This is a genomic window from Qipengyuania flavescens (assembly GCF_029688735.1).
In the GTDB taxonomy this organism is placed as follows: Bacteria; Pseudomonadota; Alphaproteobacteria; order Sphingomonadales; family Sphingomonadaceae; genus Qipengyuania.
Window position 1 is genome coordinate 588745 of sequence record NZ_JARULD010000002.1, and the last position, 17916, is coordinate 606660.

Sequence of the window (17916 nt, forward strand, 5' to 3'; positions counted from 1 at the left end):
TGTTATCGTGACGCGGCCATCGCCCTGCGCTAAGCACACCGGCGATGCTGACCCGGCTCGCCATTCGCAACATCGTGCTGATCGAAGCGCTCGATCTCGATTTCGGGCGCGGGCTCGGCGTGCTTACCGGCGAAACTGGGGCAGGCAAGTCGATCCTGCTGGATTCGCTCGGCCTGGTGCTGGGCAACCGCGCCGACAGCGGGTTGGTGCGCGCGGGCGAGGACAAGGCGAGCGTCACCGCCAGTTTCGATTTCGCCGCGCTGCCCGCGCCGCTCGCCGAACTGCTCGACGATGCCGATATCGAAGTGGAGGAGGGCGAACCGCTGATCCTGCGCCGCCAGCTTAAGGCCGACGGCAAGAGCAAGGCCTTCGTCAACGACCAGAGCGTCAGCGTGGGCCTGCTGCGCGAGATGGCAGCCCATCTGGTCGAGCTGCACGGCCAGCACGACGATCGCGGCCTTGTCAATCCGCGTGGTCACCGCGCCTTGCTCGACCGCTTCGCTGGCGCCGACACCGCCCGCGTCGCGCAGGCATGGAGCAAGTGGCGCAGCGCCGAGGATGCGCTGGGCGAGGCGCGCGAGGCGGTCGAAACTGCGAAGGCGGATCAGGACCTGCTGCTGGCGCATCTCACCGAACTCACCGCACTCGAACCGCAGGCGGGCGAGGAAGCGCGCCTCGCCGAAACCCGTGCCGACATGCAGAAGGGCGAGAAGCTGTCGGGCGATCTCGAGGAGTTGCGGCATATCTGGGAAGGTTCGGACTCGCCACTTGCCTCCTTGCGCGTGGCGGCGAGGCGGCTCGACCGGATTGCGCCCGAACATCCTCTGCTGGCCGAAGCCCTCGGCGCGCTCGACCGGGCGGTGATCGAGGCAGGCGAGGCGGAAGACAAGCTGCAAGCCGCTGCCGAAGCGCTGGTCCACGATCCGCAAGCGCTCGATGCGGCGGAAACGCGGCTGTTCGAACTGCGCGCGCTCGCCCGCAAGCATCGCTGCGAGGTCGACGAGCTGCCCGAAAAAATGCGCGAATTCCGCGCCGCGCTGGACTCGATCGAGGGCGGCGAGGCCGAGCTGGATGCTCTCGAAGCCGCAGCGAAAGAGGCGGGCGCACATTATCGCGCCGATGCCGAGGCGCTGCATGCCAATCGCGTGGCGGCGGCGCTGCGGTTGGACGAGGCGGTAGCGGGCGAACTTGCGCCGCTGAAGCTAGACGCCGCGCGCTTCAGGACCTCGGTGACGGAGCTTCCGGAAGAGCGTTGGGGCGCGCACGGGCTGGATGCGGTCGAATTCCTGATCTCGACCAATCCCGGCGCAGATTTCGCTCCGCTTGCCAAGATCGCGAGCGGCGGCGAACTGTCGCGTTTCATCCTCGCACTGAAGGTCGCGCTAGCGGAAAAGGGCGGCGCGGCCACGATCATTTTCGACGAGATCGACCGCGGCGTCGGTGGCGCGGTGGCCAGCGCCATTGGCGAGAGACTGGCGCGGCTGGCTTCCGATGGCCAATTGCTCGCCGTGACCCACAGCCCGCAAGTCGCCGCGCGCGGGCGCACGCACTACATGATCGCCAAAAGCTCCGACGGTACGGTCACCCGCACCAGCGTGGCCCTGCTCGACGAGGCCGGGCGGCAGGAAGAAATCGCCCGCATGCTGAGCGGCGCAGAGGTCACGCCCGAGGCGCGCGCGCAGGCGGATCGGCTGCTGGAGGGGGTTTAGTTCCTCTACTCCCGGTGGCCCAGATAGATCAGGACAAGCAGACCCCAGACACTGAACTTGAAAGCGTCGGCCAGCGAGCCTGCGCCCACTTCGCTCTGCCACATTTGATATCCGGCGCCGCCGATGACGCCGAAGAAGCCGAACCATACGATCACCGCCAGTCCTACGCCGAGCTTGGCGGTACTCTTGGCGGCCTCGAAACCGGCGGCATCTGCGCCGCGCGCTTGCCACAGCCTCCATGCGCCCAGCAGGCAGATCACGCCGGTCGCGATTTCGGCGACGAAGATTACCCAAGCGAGCGTTTTCACCGCTGCGCCACCGATGGCCGGCAGGATATTGTTCGAAAATACCTCGTTATGCCCCAGCGACAGCACATAGCCGACCGCGCCATAGGCCTGGTCGATATTCATGATGTTGTGGACCACATAGAGCAGTGCCATCGCGCCGAGCGCGGCGACGAGAACAGTCTTCAGATAACGGTCGATCATCACTTTCCCCCAACTGGTGATGCGACCCACATGCACGGCACTTTGCGCCGCGCAATCGCTGGGGCATAGCTTGGCACATGGGAATCGAGCAAACCACGCCTGTGGACATGACCGAAGCCGAGGCCGCCAACGAGCTGATGCGGCTGGCGAAACAGATTGCGCGGCATGACCTGCTTTATCACGCCGAGGACGCGCCCGAGATCACCGATCAGGAATACGATGCCCTGGTGCGGCGCAATGCCGAGCTGGAGGCCGCGTTTCCGCATTTGGTGCGCGAGGACTCGCCGTCGAAGAATGTCGGGCACGCGATTGCCGCCTCGCCGTTGAGCAAGGTGACGCATGAGGTTCGGATGATGAGCCTCGATAATGGCTTCTCGGACGAGGAAATCGCGGAATGGGTCGCGCGTGTGCGGCGCTTTCTCGCGCTGGATGACGACGCGCCGCTGGCTTTTACGGCGGAGGACAAGATCGACGGGCTCTCCTGCTCGCTACGGTACGAGAAAGGCAGGCTGGTGCGTGCCGCGACGCGGGGCGACGGGCAGGTTGGCGAGGATGTGACGCCCAATGTCGCGCATATCGCGGACATTCCGCAGCAATTGGCGACCGACAGCCCGCCAGAAGTGTTCGAGGTCCGGGGCGAAGTCTATATGGAAAAACAGGCTTTTGCTGCGCTCAATGCTGCGCAGCAAGAGGCCGGTGGCAAGCTGTTCGCGAACCCGCGTAATGCGGCCGCAGGATCGCTCAGGCAGAAGGATGCGAGCGTGACTGCAGATCGCCCGCTGCGCTTCTGGGCGCATGGATGGGGGGCGGCGTCGGACGTGCCGGGCGAGACGCAGCATGGCGTCGTCGACAGCTTGCGCGAATGGGGCTTTCCGATCTCGCCGCTGTTTACCTGCGTCGACGATCTTGCGGGCCTGCTCGCGCATTACGAGACGATCGGCAAGGCGCGGCCCGATCTGCCGTACGAGATCGACGGCGTGGTCTATAAAGTCGACCGGCTGGACTACCAGCAGCGGCTCGGCTTCGTCGCCAAGGCACCGCGCTGGGCGCTGGCGCACAAGTTCCCCGCCGAGCGTGCCGAGACGACGCTGGAAAGCATCGACATCCAGGTCGGGCGCACCGGCAAGCTGACGCCGGTCGGGCGTCTCGCCCCGGTGCTGGTCGGCGGGGTTACGGTGACCAATGTCACGCTCCACAATCGCGACGAGATCGCGCGGCTCGGCGTGCGGCCCGGCGACCGGGTGGTGGTGCAGCGCGCGGGCGACGTTATTCCACAGCTTGTGGAAAACCTCACGCAGGATGCGGACCGCGAGCCTTACGTATTCCCCGATCACTGCCCCGAATGCGGTAGCGAGGCGGTGGCTGAAGAGGGCGAGGTCGATGTGCGCTGCACCGGCGGGCTGATCTGCCCCGCCCAGCGCACCGAACGCCTCAAGCATTTCGTCTCCCGCGGCGCTCTCGATATCGACGGGCTGGGGGAGAAGACCATAGACCAGTTCTTCGCACTCGGCTGGCTCGAAAGCCCGGCGGACATTTTCCGCCTGAAAGACCGCCGCGAGGACATCCTTGCGCTGGAAGGCTGGAAGGAGCGGTCTGTGGACAATCTGTTGAAAAGCATCGAGGCACGGCGCGAGCCAGACGCCGCGCGGCTGCTTTTCGGCCTCGGCATCCGGCATATCGGCGCGGTCACTGCACGCGATCTGATGAAGCATTTCCACGAGTTGCCCGCGCTGCGCGAAGCGGCGGAAAGAGCCCATGGGGGCAATGAAGAGGCGAGCAATTCACTGACCTCGATCGACGGGATCGGCGGCGCCGTGGTGGAAGCGCTCGGCGATTTCTTCCACGAGGATCACAACAAGGCCGTGTGGGATGACATTCTCGCGCAAGTCTCCCCGCCGCGCTACGAGGTCGAAACGAAGGACAGCCCGGTTTCCGGCAAGACCGTCGTCTTTACCGGCAAGCTCGAAACCATGAGCCGGGACGAGGCCAAGGCGCAGGCCGAACGACTTGGCGCAAAGGCCAGCGGTTCCGTCAGCGCAAAAACCGACTTGCTGGTCGCCGGCCCGGGCGCGGGCAGCAAGCTGAAGAAGGCTGCGGAACTCGGCATCGAAGTGATCGACGAGGCTGCATGGGCCGAAATCGTCGCGGCGGCGGGATGAGGATGATCTTTATCGAGAAATTCTCGCTTCCCACCCAATTGGGTGGGGACCTCAGTCCTATTACTGGTAAAGCCCCGGGTGCGACCCGAAGGGCTTTTCGAAGCCTTTTCTCCTTGCGGGAGGTGAGCTTGCTTGCCTCCCGTATTTTTCATGGGGTCGCACCATGCTGACCCAAATGCATCCCGTTTCGCTCCGCGTCGCAGAACTCCTTCGGGCGCGGGACCAGAAGATTGCCGTAGTCGACGGCGCGACGGGCGGGCTGATCGCCGCGTCACTGCTGACCGTGCCGGGGGCGCTCGACTTCTTCGTCGGGGGCGGGGTGGTCTACTCCTTCCGCGCCCGCGACGTGCTGTTCGCCCTGCCGCGCGATGCCTATGCCGGGATGCGCGGGGCGAGCGAGGACTACGCGTTGCTGCAGGCGCGCGCCATCCGCGACAATTTCGGCGCCGAGTGGGGAATCGCCGAAAGCGGCTCGGTCGGCGGCTCGAGCCACCCGAGCGGCGCGCCCGCCGGCCGCAGCGTAACGGCAATCGTGGGCCCGGACGGCTTCGAGCATGTCGCGGTGACCGAGACCGGCAGTGACGACCGCATCGCCAATATGGAAGCCTTCACCCGCGCCGCGCTGGCTGCGCTGGAGGATGCGCTCAGCCGCTGATCAGTCGTTCGGCATGATGTGAATCTCGCGCACCGCCGCCGTATCCGGCTGTGAGATGGCGAAGACCACAGCGCTGGCCACGTCCTCCGGCTGGATCTTGTCGGGCTTGGCCTCGTCGAAGAAGGGCGTGTCGACCATGCCGGGCGTGATGACCGTGCAGCGGCCGCCCCATTCGCGCATTTCCTCCGCCAGATTGCCGGCGAAGCCCTGCACGAACCACTTGGTCGCGCCGTAGATCGATCCCTTCAGGTGATCGCGCCCCGCTTTGGAGCCGGTGACCACGAAGTGCCCCTTGGTCTTGCGCAATTCGGGCAGGGCGGCATGCGCGGTGTAGAGCACGGCCAGGATATTGAGATGGATCATGTCGTGCCATTCGTCCGGATCGCCTTTTTCGACGCCCGGTGAGTCCACCCCCCTGCCGGCGTTGGCATAGACCGCGTCGAGCGCGCCGAATTTCTCGACCGTCTTGCCGATTGCATCGCGCAACTGGTCTTTGTCGGTGACGTCGCAAGGCAGGGCGAGCGCGGCGTCGCCAATGTCGCCTGCAAGGCTCTCCAGCTTGTCCTCCGAACGCGCCAGCAGGGCGACGTTCCAGCCGGCCTCGGCAGCCGCGCGGGCGGTTGCAGCGCCGATACCTGTCGATGCGCCGGTGATGAGAAGGGTCTTGGCCATGATGTAATCCATGTGTTTCGAAGAGATGCCTCAGGAGTGGGTGAGCGCGGGGTTGGTTCCCCACCAGGCCGAGCCTCTCTGCGGACGCGGCGATGTCGCATCTATCCTCGCTTGCGCGAAAGGAAGCTGATATTCCTCGCGAAAGGGGACCAGGGGGCATTATGTTCGAGGAAATTCGGCGCGGGCGGAAGCAGCGCAAACTCGACCGGCAGGCGGGTGAAGAGGGTAAGCGGCGCATCGCGTCGTGGATCCACGTTTATCGCGGCGATGCCGAGGCCCGCATCCCGCATGACGAGGCCAAGCTGTGCGCGGACATGGCGACGGGCTGCTATAGCTGCGTCGGCAAGTCGCACTCCTATAACGGCGTCCAGATCGTGCCCGGCATCAATGCGATGATGATGGAGGAGGGCGGGCTCCACCGGATGGATTTCGATCCGGCGACCGGCATCGCCACTGTCGGAGCCTCGGTCACGGTCGAACAGTTCAAACGCTTCCTGATCCAGCACGACCGCCGCCTGATCAACTCGGGCAATTACATGAAACAGACGGTCGTGGGTGCGCTCGCCACAGGAACGCATGGTTTCGGCGACCGCGGGGTGATGGCCGATGCGGTGACCGCGGTGACCTTCCTCGACGATAGCGGCCAGCGCGTACGGCTGACCCGCGCCGATTCCGACTTTGTTTATGTCGCGCTGTCGTTCGGCACCATTGCGCCGATCGTCGAGCTGGAGCTGGAGACGGCACCGGTCGAGGCATACATCTCGACAAGCCATATCAACCGCCTGTCCAAGCTGCGCGAATTGCAGCAAGGCACTATCGCGTCGAATTGGGTGGTTCTACCCTATTCCAACCCGGACGATCCGGTGATGATGCTGGCTACCCTGTCACCCTGCCAGACGACGCCGCGGGTGGAGAAGGTGCGGGAAGGCGGGGGTGTCTTTGCACCTGTGGCGCGGTGGATCATCAAGCGGTACCAGAAGCTCGACCGCTTCCTGCCGGCGCTGCGCCGGCCGCTGCAACGCCTGCTCGACAAGCTCGATCTCGTACAGCGCGATCAGATCCAGACCGACCCTTACGACCTCGATTATCTGTACGATCCCAAGCCCGGCCTCGCCAGCGAGCGCGCGCCCGACATCCTGCGCGGCTGTTTCTCGACCACCTATACTGGATACAATCTCGCGTTCTTCGTGCCGCTCGAAAAAGGCCCGGCGGTGGTCAAGTTCATCATGCGTGAGGCCGACGGCTTGCGCGATCTCGGCTTCTTCCTGAAGGGCGTCATCAGCGTACGCGAATTGCCGGGAACATCCGATCTGGTCTTCGCCGCCAATCACGACGGGCCGGTGGCAGCCATCGACCTGTTCGCCGATCCGCGCGATTATGCGTGGCTCGAACGGCTGCAGCGCATGGTGCTGCAATACGAGCCGGAAACCCGTCCGCATTTCGGCAAGAGCGCACTGATACCTGCGTTCCGGGATTCGCTCGGCGAGAACAATCTCGACCGGCTCATGGCGATCCACCGGAAGCATTATCCCAACGGGCGATTGATGTTCAGCGAACGGGTGCGAGCATTCCTGCAGACGGGCAAGCCTCTACCGGGCGAGGCTGCGGCGGACGCGAAGCTCGCCTGAGGAATCTCGGACCTGTTTGCGTAGCGCCGCGTTGCCGACAGTGTGACCAGCTATTTCCGTTTCGTTTTCCTACTCTTGCCTGTGCTTGCCCTCGCGATTTTCGTGACATGGCTGCCGCGCGCGCAGCAGGAAAAAAACGCGCCTATCGCCGCGCAGGAAGAGAGCGAGGAGCAGCCGCGCTCCATTGCGCAGATCGAGCTCGAACTGGAACTGGAAGAGATCGCCGAACGCTTCCCGGGCGAGGTCGGGATCGCGGTCTACGATATCGCGGCGGACCGGATGGCGTCTGCCAACGGCGAGGCGATGCTGCCGCAGCAGAGCGTCAGCAAGCTATGGGTGACGATGACTGCTCTCGCCCAGGCGGACGAGCGTGATTTGGACCTTGGCGAGCGGGTGGTGATACGGCGCGAAGACCTCACGCTGTTCCACCAGCCGATCCGCGACATCGTGCGCACGCAGGGCATGTTCAGTTCAGACTATGCCGAGCTGATCGACCGCGCCCTGACCCGCAGCGACAACACGGCCAACGATCGCATCTTGCGCCGTGTCGGCGGGCCGGAGGAAGTCGAGGAATTCCTTGCGGATCGCGACATCGAAGGCGTCCGCTTCGGGCTCGACGAGCGGACAAAGCAGAGCGCTATCGCGGGGCTGACGTGGAACCAGTCCTACAGCTATGGCAACAGCTTCTACGAAGCGCGCGACATGGTGCCCGATGCGGTGCGCCGAAGCGCGTTCGAGAGCTATCTCGCCAATCCGATCGACGGGGCGACTGCGGAAGGCATCGCGTTAGCCCTGGGCCGCCTGGTGCGCGGTGAACTGCTGTCGTCGGTGTCGACCGAATATCTGCTTCAGATCCTGAGCGAGACGCGCAGCGGGCCGAACCGGCTGAAGGGGGGCCTGCCACCGGGATGGTCGATCGCACACAAGACCGGCACCGGCCAGTTCTTCGATGGCGAGCAGTCGGGCTACAACGATGTCGGGGTCGTCACCTCCAACGGCGGCAACCAGTATGGTGTCGCCGTGCTCATTGCCCGGACACGCGCATCCTATGCGGCCCGCATGGGCATGATGCACGAGGTCGTCCAGGCCATCGAGACGTACGAAAACCGCGAATACGCAGCCGCGGCCAACGCCACCTAAAGCTGCGGAACCCATTTCATCACGCCGCCCGACAAAGGCGTCCACCACCCCGTCCTGATGCCTGCCGCGGCCAGCGTGTCGCTGGTCCACTGGTTGCAGGTATTGCCGAGGTGGTAGGTGCCGGGAGCATCGTAGAACACGTCGTAACTTGTATAGCCTGCATGAACCTTGCGCCGGTCGGGCGGCAAAACCTGTCGCTCGATCTCAGCCACAAGGCGGGCATATTGCGTTTCGGTAATGCGCAGCGGGCGGATGTCGGCGGACGGTGCGGGGCGGACATAGTGCGCCGCATGAAGCAGGCCGTCGCCGCCGAAGGCTGCGCCGATCGCCGTGCCCAAGGTGAGGTCCGCCCAGGTCGGCGTATTGAGGAAGACTTCGCGCTCGCCCCAGCTAACAGAGACATGGGTATAGGGGCGGTACGGGTTCCCGAGGTCCGCTGCCGGGAAAGCGCTGCGCCAGTCCTTCTGGTGCGTGACCAGCGGCATCACGATCCCGGTGTGGATGCCGTTGGTCTCGATGAGGATCTCGACGCCTTGGGTAGGCTCGGCCCAGTCGCCGTTACGCGGGATCGAACTGCCGATCCATGCGCCGAGCAGGAAGAGGATCGTGAGCGCCAGCGGCACGCCCAGCAGCCACGCGAGCCAGCGCAGCGGGCGTGTCACCGCACCCGGCTCTTGCGCAGCCAGAGAATCGACCAGTCGCCGTTTACCAGCCGCCGCGCAAGTCGGAAGCCGAGCGCGCGATAGGCACGGCGGACCTGAGCCTCCTGGGTTTCCAGCAGACCCGCCAGCAACAGGTTCGCTCCCGGTGCCATCGCCGCGGCGAATTCGGGCGCTAGCTCGACCAGCGGGCCCGCGAGGATATTGGCGATGAAGAGATCGTACGGTCCGCGCGCTTCGAGCAGCGGATCGGCCATGCCATCGGCGATCACCATCGTCAGCGCACCCGGACCGGCCCCTTGGGGAATGCCATTGAGCTCGCAATTGTCGGCGACGACGCCTGCACAGACGGCATCGATATCAGACGCGGTCGCCTTGGCATTTGGCCACAGGTGCAATGCGGCGAAAGCCAGAAGGCCGGTGCCGGTGCCGATGTCCGCCACATTGCGCGCCGCCATGCCTGCGCGCTTCATCAGGTCGAGCATGGCGAGGCAGCCAGCGGTGGTCTGGTGCTGGCCGGTCCCGAAGGCCTGGCTGGCGGGGATGACAAAATCGACCAGCTCGGGGTCGGCCGCATGCTCCGGCGTGCGGACATGGAAGCGCCCCGCGCGGATCGGGTCGACGCCCTTCTGGCTCTCGACGACCCAGTCGGTGTCGGGCAGTTTCTCGACGATCAGCGCGGGTGCCTTGCCTTCGAAAAGGGCGGCGACGCGCTTTATGTCGGCTGGTTTGGGCTTGCGGTCCAAATAGACTTCGAAGGTCCAATCGTCCGGCAGGTGGTCGGCGACCTCCATTCCGGTCACTACCCAATCGGCCGGCCAGTCGAGGTCCTCTTCATACGCGACGAGCGCAGCCGTTGCCTGGTCCTTCGAGCACTCGGCGTAGATCTTCCAGCTGTCAGCCACCGGCCGCTTCCTCCGCGAGCCGCTTGTCAAGCGCCTCTGCCTTGGCGTCGGCATAGGCCGCGCAGCTCATGCCTCCGGCGAGCGTGCCGGTGGCCGCCCGCTCGATCATGTTGCTGTGCGATGGGTGCGGCGTGATCAATATGTCGCAATCCAGCGTACGCAGGCGATCGATACCCCGACGGTAAGCAGCAAGGTAGTCCGGATTGTCGGAGAAACGATAGTCGGACCGGCTCACTGGAGACAGGCTGTCCGCATAGACGATCGTCTTGCATCCGGCTTCAGCCTCGCAGTCCTGCCATTGCCAGCTCATTGCTCCGGGACTGTGACCGGGGGTCGCCGTCGCGATCAGCGTTGCGGTTTCGGTGCGCACTGGGTCGCCATCGCCAACAATGACGTCGACCGTGACGGCTGTCATCGGATCATGCATGCCGGCTTGCGGATCGTCGCTGCCGACCACGCCGGATCGCAAGACTTCTGCGGCAGCCGCTGAAGCCGCGATATGCGCGCCGCTGGCCTCTTTCACCAAGGCGAAACCGCCGACGTGGTCGAAATGTTCGTGGCTGTGGACGATCGTGGCGATTTCATTCGGGCGAAAGCCGAGCTTGCCGACATTTGCAAGAACGGTTTCGGCGCCCGCTCTTGTCCCGCTGTCGATCAGGATGTGTCCCGTTGGCCCTGCGACCAGGATTGCCGCAATACCACATGTACCGACATAATAAGTGGACCCGTAGATATGAAAGGGCGGGGCGGCCTTGTCCCAATCGTCCCACGGCTCGCACAGGTTGGCCCATTGCGCCATTGTGACCTGCTCCGGCTCGGGGAGGGGATCGGGGGTCTGGATCGGCGGTGCGCATGACACAAGCAAAGCCGGCAGGGCAACGACCGCAGCGGCTCTAGCGAACATAGCTGGCTCCATTGGCATCGAGTGTCGCGCCGGTCATGCTGGGCGGCGCGTCGAGCGCGCAGAATTCGATCAGCTTGCCGATCTCCTCCGGCTCTGCGACGCGGCCGAGCGGAATGTCGGCGAGCAGACCCGGCCCGCCTCGGCTTTCCAGATAGTCGCCCGCCATCGCCGTGTCGGTAAAGCCCGGGGTGATTGCGAAGCTCAGGATGCCTTCGCTTGCATATTGGCGCGCTATCGTCTTGTGCATGGCGAGCATTCCACCCTTCGCAGCAGCATAATGCCAATGCGCCGGAGAATCACCGCGATGGCCCGCGCGGCTAGCGACGTGGACGATCCGGCCACCGACCCCGCGTTCCTGCCAGTGGCGCACGGCGAAGCGGCTCAGCTGCGCGGCGGCGGTGAGATTGATGCGCACCGTATCCTCCCATGCATCGAGCCATTCGATGTCCGACCGGTCCAGCGGGTTGGGATCGAACAGCCCGGCATTGTTGACCAGCACGTCGATTTCTCCGCCCGCTCGGGCGAGCGCGGCTTCCCACAGCTCGTGGGGGGCGCCGGGATCGGTGAAGTCCGCCGGCACGGTGTCGACAGTGTTGCTGGAAGTCGCCTGGCCGACGACTTTCACGCCGCGGCCTTCGAGCAGAGTCTTGGCCGCTGCGCCGATTCCGCGCGATGAGCCTGTGAGCAAAATGCATGTCATGCATCACGCTATTCGGAAATTTGCAGCACTTGTCGAGGCCGCGTGCCTTGCGCAGAGCGCGCACTTCGCTAAGTGGAGCGCAACACGTCAGCTTTTCGGGTGAGAATACATGGCAAACCGGCCAATGGCGCCACATCTGCAAATCTGGAAATGGGGCCCGCACATGGCGGCTTCCATCCTCCACCGCATTACTGGCGACGGACTTGCCATCGTCGGTCTTGGCGTATTTCTGTGGTGGCTCGGTGCATTGGCTGCCGGGCCCGAAGCCTATGCGGCATTCGAAACAGCGATGGGTTCGCCTTTGGGCTTAGTCGTGCTTGTAGGTCTCTCCTGGTCTTTCTTCAGCCATCTGGCGACCGGGATACGCCATTTCGTTATGGATGTCGGCGCTGGTTATGAACTGGACACCAATAAGACCTGGGCAACTCTTGCTCCATTGCTTGGTATCGTGATGACAGCGGGTTTCTGGGCTCTAATCCTTCTCAAGTGAGTTGCTAGCATGAACAAAGGTACTCCAATCGGTCGCGTTCGCGCGCTGGGTTCGGCCCATGAAGGCGCGCATCATTGGCTGGCACAACGTTTCACCGCTGTCGGGAACATCGTGCTGGTGCTTTTCCTTGCGGTCAGTCTCGCCCTGCTACCGGAATACGGGTTCGCCACGATGGCGGGATGGGCTTCGCAGGTCCTGCCTGCAACAGCGCTTGCGCTAATATGCGTCAACACGTTCTGGCACGCACGGTTGGGCCTGCAGGTTCTAATCGAGGACTACGTTCATACCCCGGGCAACAAGTTCGCCGCTCTTGCCATACTGAACATCGTTACAGTCGGCGGCGCGGCATTCGGTCTCGTTTCGATTGCGCGTATCGCGCTAGGAGGAAATTCCTGATGGCATCCGGATCAAACGACGCGTCTCCCCCGCATGGCGGGCGGGACGATACGAACACCGGAGACGCAGGCAGCGCCAACCAGTCCCCCAATACGGCTCCAGCCACGCCGGGATCTTCCCCGGGCACGTCGCGCAAGGGCGGGGCAGCCTACCCGATCACAGAGCACACCTATGACGTGGTTGTCGTCGGCGCGGGCGGTTCGGGCTTGCGCGCAACCATGGGTGCGGCGGAGAGCGGCCTCAAGACGGCGAACATCACCAAGGTTTTCCCGACGCGCTCGCACACCGTGGCGGCGCAGGGCGGCATCGCGGCCAGCCTTGGCAACAACTCGCCCGACCACTGGTCGTGGCACATGTACGATACCGTCAAGGGGTCCGATTGGCTCGGCGACCAGGACGCGATCGAATATCTCGTGCGCGAGGCCCCGCAAGCGGTTTACGAACTGGAGCACGCCGGCGTGCCCTTCAGCCGCAACGACGACGGCACGATCTATCAGCGCCCCTTCGGCGGACACATGCAGAACATGGGCGAGGGCCCGCCGGTGCAGCGCACCTGCGCCGCCGCCGACCGGACCGGCCACGCCATGCTGCACGCGCTCTACCAGCAGAGCCTGAAATACGATGCGGACTTCTTCATCGAGTATTTCGCGCTCGACCTGATCATGAAGGACACGCCCGAGGGCAAGGTCTGCGTCGGCGTGATTGCGATGTGTCTGGACGACGGCACGATCCACCGCTTCCGCGCCAAGGCGGTGGTGCTGGCGACCGGCGGTTATGGCCGCTGCTACTTCACCGCGACCAGCGCCCACACCTGCACCGGCGACGGCGGCGGCATGGTGCTGCGCGCAGGCCTGCCGCTGCAGGACATGGAATTCGTCCAGTTCCACCCGACTGGCATCTACGGCGCGGGCGTGCTGATTACTGAAGGCGCGCGCGGCGAGGGCGGCTACCTTACCAATTCCGAGGGCGAGCGGTTCATGGAGCGCTATGCCCCGAGCGCAAAGGACCTCGCATCGCGCGATGTCGTCAGCCGCTCGATGGCGCTGGAGATGCGCGAAGGGCGCGGTGTCGGGCCGGAGAAGGACCACATCTACCTCCACCTCGACCACATCGATCCCGCCGTGCTCGCCCAGCGCCTGCCGGGCATTACCGAGAGCGGCAAGATTTTCGCCGGCGTCGACCTGACGCGCGAGCCGCTGCCGGTGACGCCGACGGTGCATTACAACATGGGCGGCATTCCCTGTAACTTCCATGGCGAGGTGATGGCGGGCGACAAGTCCGATCCGGAAAAGATCGTGCCGGGCCTGTTCGCCGTCGGTGAGGCGGCCTGTGTGTCGGTCCATGGCGCAAATCGCCTCGGCTCGAACTCGCTGATCGACCTCGTGGTGTTCGGCCGTGCGACGGGCCACCGCCTGCGCGACCTGATCAAGCCCGGCACCAGCCATGACGAGCTGCCCGGCGACAGCGCCGAAATGTCGCTGAGCCGCCTCGACCACTTCCGCTATGCCGACGGCGACACGCCGACTGCGGCGCTGCGCGCCGACATGCAGAAGACCATGACCCGCCACGCGGCAGTCTTCCGCGACAGCAAGCTGATGGCCGAGGGTGTCGAGAACCTCAAACAGATCAACAAGCGTATGGAGGACGTGAAGGTCTTCGACCGCTCGCTGATCTGGAACAGCGATCTCATCGAAACGCTCGAGCTCGATAATCTCATGGCGCAGGCCAATGTCACCATGGCGAGTGCCGAGAACCGCAAGGAAAGCCGCGGCGCCCACGCGCATGAGGACTTCCCCGAGCGCAACGATGCCGAGTGGATGAAGCACACCATCGCCTGGTTCGACGGCTGGGGCGGAAACGGCGGTGGCGTAAAGATCGACTACCGTCCGGTCCACGAATACACGCTGACCGACGACATCAAATATATCGAGCCGAAGAAGCGGGTGTATTGATGCGGATCGCGGGACTGGCAGCGGGCGCGATTGCAGCAGCCCTGCTTGCCAGCCCGCTATCGGCGCAGCTTTCCGCGCCCGAACAGGTCGCCGTCCAGGCTGTCGATGCAGGCTTCGAGCGCGACGTGAACGCGCTCGAGAAAATTACCCGCATCAATTCCGGCACGCATAACCACGAAGGCGTGAAGGCCGTCGCGGATATGTTGATGCCGGCGTTCGAAGAGCTGGGCTTCACGGTCCAATGGATCGACCAGTCGGCGGCGGGCCGTGCGGGGCACCTCTTCGCGCGTCGTCTCGGCGATCCCGACACCAAGCGTATCCTGATGATCGGGCACCTCGATACGGTGTTCGAACCGTCCTCCCCCTTCACCGGCTTCGTGCGCGATGGCGACCGCGCAGTCGGCCCGGGCATCCTCGACGACAAGGGCGGGGTCATCGTGATCCTCTCGGCCCTGCGCGCCATGGAGGCCGCCGGAACGCTTGAGGGCACGAATATCGTGGTGGCCCTCACAGGCGACGAGGAAGACGCGGGCGACCCGCTAGATGAGGCCCGCCGCGACCTGATCGAAGCGGGGCAATGGGCGGATATCGCGCTGGGCTTCGAAGGGCTGTCGACGCTCGACGGCAAGGATGCGGGCGTGATCGCGCGACGGTCTTCGTCCAACTGGACCCTGACGACGCGGTCGGCCAGTGGTCATAGCTCCGGCATTTTCTCCGAAAGTTCCGGCTACGGCGCGGTCTACGAGATGGTTCGCATTCTCGACCGCTTTCGGGCTGAACTGCCGGAAGAAAACGCGACCTTCAACGTCGGCCTTCTTGCCGGCGGCACCCCTGCCGAGCTGGCTGACGACGAACTATCCGCCACCAGTGTAGGCAAAACCAACGTCATTCCCTCCGTCGCCGTGGCGCGCGGGGATCTCCGCACGCTGACGCCCGAGCAGGACGAGCGGATCGTGGCGAAGATGCGTGCCATCGTGGCGGACAACTTGCCCGGTACCAGCGCCGAGTTCGAGTTCGAATCGCGCTACCCGCCGATGGCCCCGACCGACGGCAATCGCGACCTCCTATCGCAACTCAATCGCATCAATGCCGATCTCGGACTGGACGAGCAGAAACCCTATCCGCCTTCGCGTCGCGGCGCTGCGGACATCAGTTTCGTCGCGCCCTATGTCGATGGGCTGGCTGGCATGGGACCGGGCGGGGGCGGCAGCCATGCTGAGGGCGAATACATAGACCTGCCGACAATCGCGCGGCAGGCCAAACGCACCGCGATCCTGGTTGGCAGGCTTGCCCGGCAGCCGCGCGACTAGGAGGCGCGGCGCCATCGCGCTGTTGCTCGCTGCCGCGCTGTCGTCCTGCGCGACCGGGCCGACAGCGCCGTCGCCCGAGCTGAGCGCGCCGCCTTTCTACACCAAGCAGGTCACCGCGCGGGGCATTCCGATCCTGTCCTCCGCCAAAGTGCCTGACGAGGCGCTGTTTGCCGCCCGCGACATAACGCGAGGGATGTTCGCGCATCGGCCCGAACTCGCCGAATGGCTCGCGGCGAATGACTATCGCGTCGCAATCATGGCGGTGGACGAGGCGCTGCTCGACCTGCCGGAGAATGCCGACTGGACCAAGCCGGCCTTCGACGATCCTCGCTTGACCCGCTGCGAACGCAAGCTCTACGACACGCGCATCGGGCGGCTTTCGGATCGCGAATATTGGGACAACCGCGCCCGTGCTATCGGGGGGGAGCGGACGGTCGGTTCGGAAGAGGACGTGCTCGGCCTTCCCGTCAGCCGCTATTTCGGCGAAACGATCTTTGTCCATGAGATGGCGCACAATGTCCTGTTCGCGATCCACGCGACCGATCCGGCACTCTATGCGCGGGTGCAGGAGGCATACGATAGTGCGCTCGCGACCGATCTCTGGCTCAACGAATACACGACCACGACCATCCAGGAGTACTGGGCGGAAGGCACGCAGTTCTGGTTCGATTCCAACCGCCTGCAAGCCTTCGACGGGCGGCGCATCCTGAACCACCAGAACCTCGCCGCCTACGATCCGCAGCTCTACGCCGCCCTAGCCGAGGCTTATGGCGACAGCCATCGCCTCGAGAGCGACCCGTTCTGGCAGCACCCGGCGCGCGTCCCGCCCGGACCGCCGCCGGAGAATACCGCCGAGGAGTGTTAGTCGGTTGGCTGCTCCACCCGCCGCGCGTCGACGATCACCACCGGCTCGGCCAGCATCTGGCCTTTCATCCAGCCTTCGCCCTTGTCGGGATCGGTCGGCATCGCGTGGATCGCATGCACCACGTCCATCCCGTCAACGACATAGCCGAACACGGCGTAGCCCGCGCGCTCGTTGGGATCGTCGCTATCGGGCATCGCGTCGAGACCGGTCTGGTCCTTGATCATGATCGAGAAATCGCCGGTCGCCGTGCCCGGGTCGAGCCGCGCCATCGACAGGGCACCATCGGTGTGGCTGAGGCCGGTCTCGCTGGTCGGCTCATGCGCGATGCCGGGGAGGATGCGGTCGGGATCGTTCTGCGTGCCTGCCTGGATGAGTCCGTTCGGCGGTTCGCCATAATCGAGACTCATTGCGCGATAGAAAACGATGCCGTCGAACCGGTCCTCGTCGACATAACGCAGGAAATTGGCCGCCGTGACCGGTGCCAGCTCCGTCTCCAGTTCCACAGTGATGTCGCCCGCGGTCGTCTCCAGCACGACGAGTTCGGTCGCGGGAGCGGGGAGAGCATCGGTGTCGGCGTCCTGCGCGGCGACGGGCGCGGCGAACAGGGCTAGGGCAGCAAGAGCGAGTCGTTTTGTCATGCCGCGCATCATGCCACGCAGGACATTCAGATCACACCCGCGATCAGCCCGCGTTCGGCTGCTTCCTCGCAAGGGATGTACCAATTGTCCGGTGCCTTCTCGCGGACCTCCTCGAAATCCACTTCGGAGTTTTCGGTAATCTCGCGGAAGCCCATTTCTTCGATCTCGATCGAATGCTCGATCTCGTTCAGCGCGGCTTTCAATTGCGCGATGCAGCTTCTCAAGGGCCCGTTGAGATTGATCGTCTTGGCGATCTGCCGCTCGTGCAGCAGAATGCTCGAGCCCTTGGTGAAATACCGGCATTCGATCGGAAATCCCGCCATGAAAGTCGCCCCGGCGGAATAGACCGCCGCCTTGCCGAGGAAATAGATCGTCCGCCCGGCATCGCGGATCAGCCGCACGTCGTCTGCCATGGCGCGGGCCACTTCGGGATTGCCGCCCAAGGTCGTCATGGCAATGACCAGCGGCCCATCCTGCGGCGCAGCGCTGAGCTGGTTGCGGAACTCGGCATACATCGCCTCGTCCACGCTACCGATGAGTCGCAGTTGCGGCGCTGTCAGGATTTTCTGGCGGTCGGTGTCGTTCATCGGCTCGCTTGGTCCTTTTGTAGATCGCATGGGCTTAGCGTTCCGCCCCGAACTGTGTT

General features: G+C 64.6%; 18 protein-coding genes. 10 read left to right on the top strand and 8 right to left on the bottom strand.

The features are described 5' to 3' along the window. The first annotated feature begins 44 nt into the window (after positions 1-44). A complete protein-coding gene (gene recN / locus P8R33_RS08130; protein ID WP_278328476.1) occupies positions 45-1709 on the top strand; it encodes a DNA repair protein RecN in 1665 nt (554 codons plus the stop codon). A gap of 5 nt (positions 1710-1714) precedes the next feature. On the opposite strand, the gene P8R33_RS08135 is transcribed toward recN, so the two are convergent. Beyond that, positions 1715-2197: a DUF2165 domain-containing protein gene (locus P8R33_RS08135; protein WP_278328477.1), complete on the bottom strand. Its 483-nt coding sequence runs from the start codon at positions 2195-2197 to the stop codon at positions 1715-1717. 77 nt (positions 2198-2274) lie between these two features. Between P8R33_RS08135 and ligA the strand changes: the two genes are divergently transcribed. Both ligA and P8R33_RS08145 read left to right on the top strand, forming a co-directional pair. Next, positions 2275-4356, top strand: coding sequence for an NAD-dependent DNA ligase LigA (ligA, locus tag P8R33_RS08140; RefSeq protein WP_278328478.1), 2082 nt, complete (start codon positions 2275-2277; stop codon positions 4354-4356). Between the two features lie 163 nt (positions 4357-4519). Continuing rightward, entirely contained in the window at positions 4520-5011 is a 492-nt protein-coding gene (locus tag P8R33_RS08145; RefSeq protein WP_278328479.1) for a CinA family protein, read from the top strand. Here P8R33_RS08145 and P8R33_RS08150 read toward each other — a convergent pair whose 3' ends face one another. Continuing rightward, complete coding sequence (locus P8R33_RS08150) at positions 5012-5683, bottom strand: SDR family oxidoreductase (protein WP_278328480.1); 672 nt, start codon at positions 5681-5683, stop codon at positions 5012-5014. Positions 5684-5844: 161 nt separating this feature from the next. Between P8R33_RS08150 and P8R33_RS08155 the strand changes: the two genes are divergently transcribed. Both P8R33_RS08155 and P8R33_RS08160 read left to right on the top strand, forming a co-directional pair. Then, on the top strand, positions 5845-7311 hold the full coding sequence (locus P8R33_RS08155; RefSeq protein ID WP_278328481.1) for an FAD-binding protein: 1467 nt from the start codon (positions 5845-5847) through the stop codon (positions 7309-7311). A 42-nt stretch (positions 7312-7353) separates the two neighbouring features. Continuing rightward, complete coding sequence (locus P8R33_RS08160) at positions 7354-8451, top strand: serine hydrolase (protein ID WP_278328482.1); 1098 nt, start codon at positions 7354-7356, stop codon at positions 8449-8451. Here P8R33_RS08160 and P8R33_RS08165 read toward each other — a convergent pair. From P8R33_RS08165 to P8R33_RS08180, 4 genes are read right to left on the bottom strand one after another with little or no spacing between them, the layout of a single operon-like run. After that, a complete protein-coding gene (locus P8R33_RS08165) occupies positions 8448-9113 on the bottom strand; it encodes a DUF2459 domain-containing protein (protein WP_278328483.1) in 666 nt (221 codons plus the stop codon). The two genes, P8R33_RS08160 and P8R33_RS08165, sit on opposite strands and share 4 nt — an antisense overlap. Then, positions 9110-10015 carry a 50S ribosomal protein L11 methyltransferase gene (locus P8R33_RS08170; protein ID WP_278328484.1) on the bottom strand — a complete coding sequence of 302 codons (906 nt, stop codon included), beginning with the start codon at positions 10013-10015 and terminating at the stop codon, positions 9110-9112. The genes P8R33_RS08165 and P8R33_RS08170 overlap by 4 nt, the downstream gene beginning before the upstream one ends. Further along, entirely contained in the window at positions 10008-10919 is a 912-nt protein-coding gene (gene bla / locus P8R33_RS08175; RefSeq protein WP_278328485.1) for a subclass B3 metallo-beta-lactamase, read from the bottom strand. Before bla ends, P8R33_RS08170 begins: the two co-directional genes overlap by 8 nt. After that, positions 10909-11619 (bottom strand): SDR family NAD(P)-dependent oxidoreductase, encoded by a 711-nt coding sequence (locus P8R33_RS08180; RefSeq protein ID WP_278328486.1) that lies wholly within the window; start codon positions 11617-11619, stop codon positions 10909-10911. Before P8R33_RS08180 ends, bla begins: the two co-directional genes overlap by 11 nt. A gap of 109 nt (positions 11620-11728) precedes the next feature. On the opposite strand from P8R33_RS08180, the gene sdhC reads away from it, so the two are divergent. Genes sdhC through P8R33_RS08205 form a run of 5 tightly spaced genes read left to right on the top strand, consistent with a single transcriptional unit; the run spans position 11729 to position 16632 of the window. Beyond that, a complete protein-coding gene (gene sdhC / locus P8R33_RS08185) occupies positions 11729-12109 on the top strand; it encodes a succinate dehydrogenase, cytochrome b556 subunit (RefSeq protein WP_278328487.1) in 381 nt (126 codons plus the stop codon). A 9-nt stretch (positions 12110-12118) separates the two neighbouring features. Then, positions 12119-12505 carry a succinate dehydrogenase, hydrophobic membrane anchor protein gene (sdhD, locus tag P8R33_RS08190; protein ID WP_278328488.1) on the top strand — a complete coding sequence of 129 codons (387 nt, stop codon included), beginning with the start codon at positions 12119-12121 and terminating at the stop codon, positions 12503-12505. Next, on the top strand, positions 12505-14457 hold the full coding sequence (gene sdhA, locus P8R33_RS08195) for a succinate dehydrogenase flavoprotein subunit (RefSeq protein WP_278328489.1): 1953 nt from the start codon (positions 12505-12507) through the stop codon (positions 14455-14457). The genes sdhD and sdhA overlap by 1 nt, the downstream gene beginning before the upstream one ends. Next, positions 14457-15767: a M20/M25/M40 family metallo-hydrolase gene (locus P8R33_RS08200; RefSeq protein WP_278328490.1), complete on the top strand. Its 1311-nt coding sequence runs from the start codon at positions 14457-14459 to the stop codon at positions 15765-15767. The genes sdhA and P8R33_RS08200 overlap by 1 nt, the downstream gene beginning before the upstream one ends. Continuing rightward, the gene (locus P8R33_RS08205; RefSeq protein ID WP_278328491.1) at positions 15745-16632 is read left to right on the top strand and encodes a glycoside hydrolase; all 888 of its coding nucleotides are present in this window, start codon (positions 15745-15747) and stop codon (positions 16630-16632) included. The genes P8R33_RS08200 and P8R33_RS08205 overlap by 23 nt, the downstream gene beginning before the upstream one ends. On the opposite strand, the gene P8R33_RS08210 is transcribed toward P8R33_RS08205, so the two are convergent. Continuing rightward, positions 16629-17270 (bottom strand): peptidylprolyl isomerase, encoded by a 642-nt coding sequence (locus P8R33_RS08210; RefSeq protein WP_278328492.1) that lies wholly within the window; start codon positions 17268-17270, stop codon positions 16629-16631. The two genes, P8R33_RS08205 and P8R33_RS08210, sit on opposite strands and share 4 nt — an antisense overlap. A 26-nt stretch (positions 17271-17296) precedes the next feature. Continuing rightward, the gene (locus tag P8R33_RS08215; protein WP_278328493.1) at positions 17297-17857 is read right to left on the bottom strand and encodes an ATP-dependent Clp protease proteolytic subunit; all 561 of its coding nucleotides are present in this window, start codon (positions 17855-17857) and stop codon (positions 17297-17299) included. Positions 17858-17916: the final 59 nt, after the last annotated feature.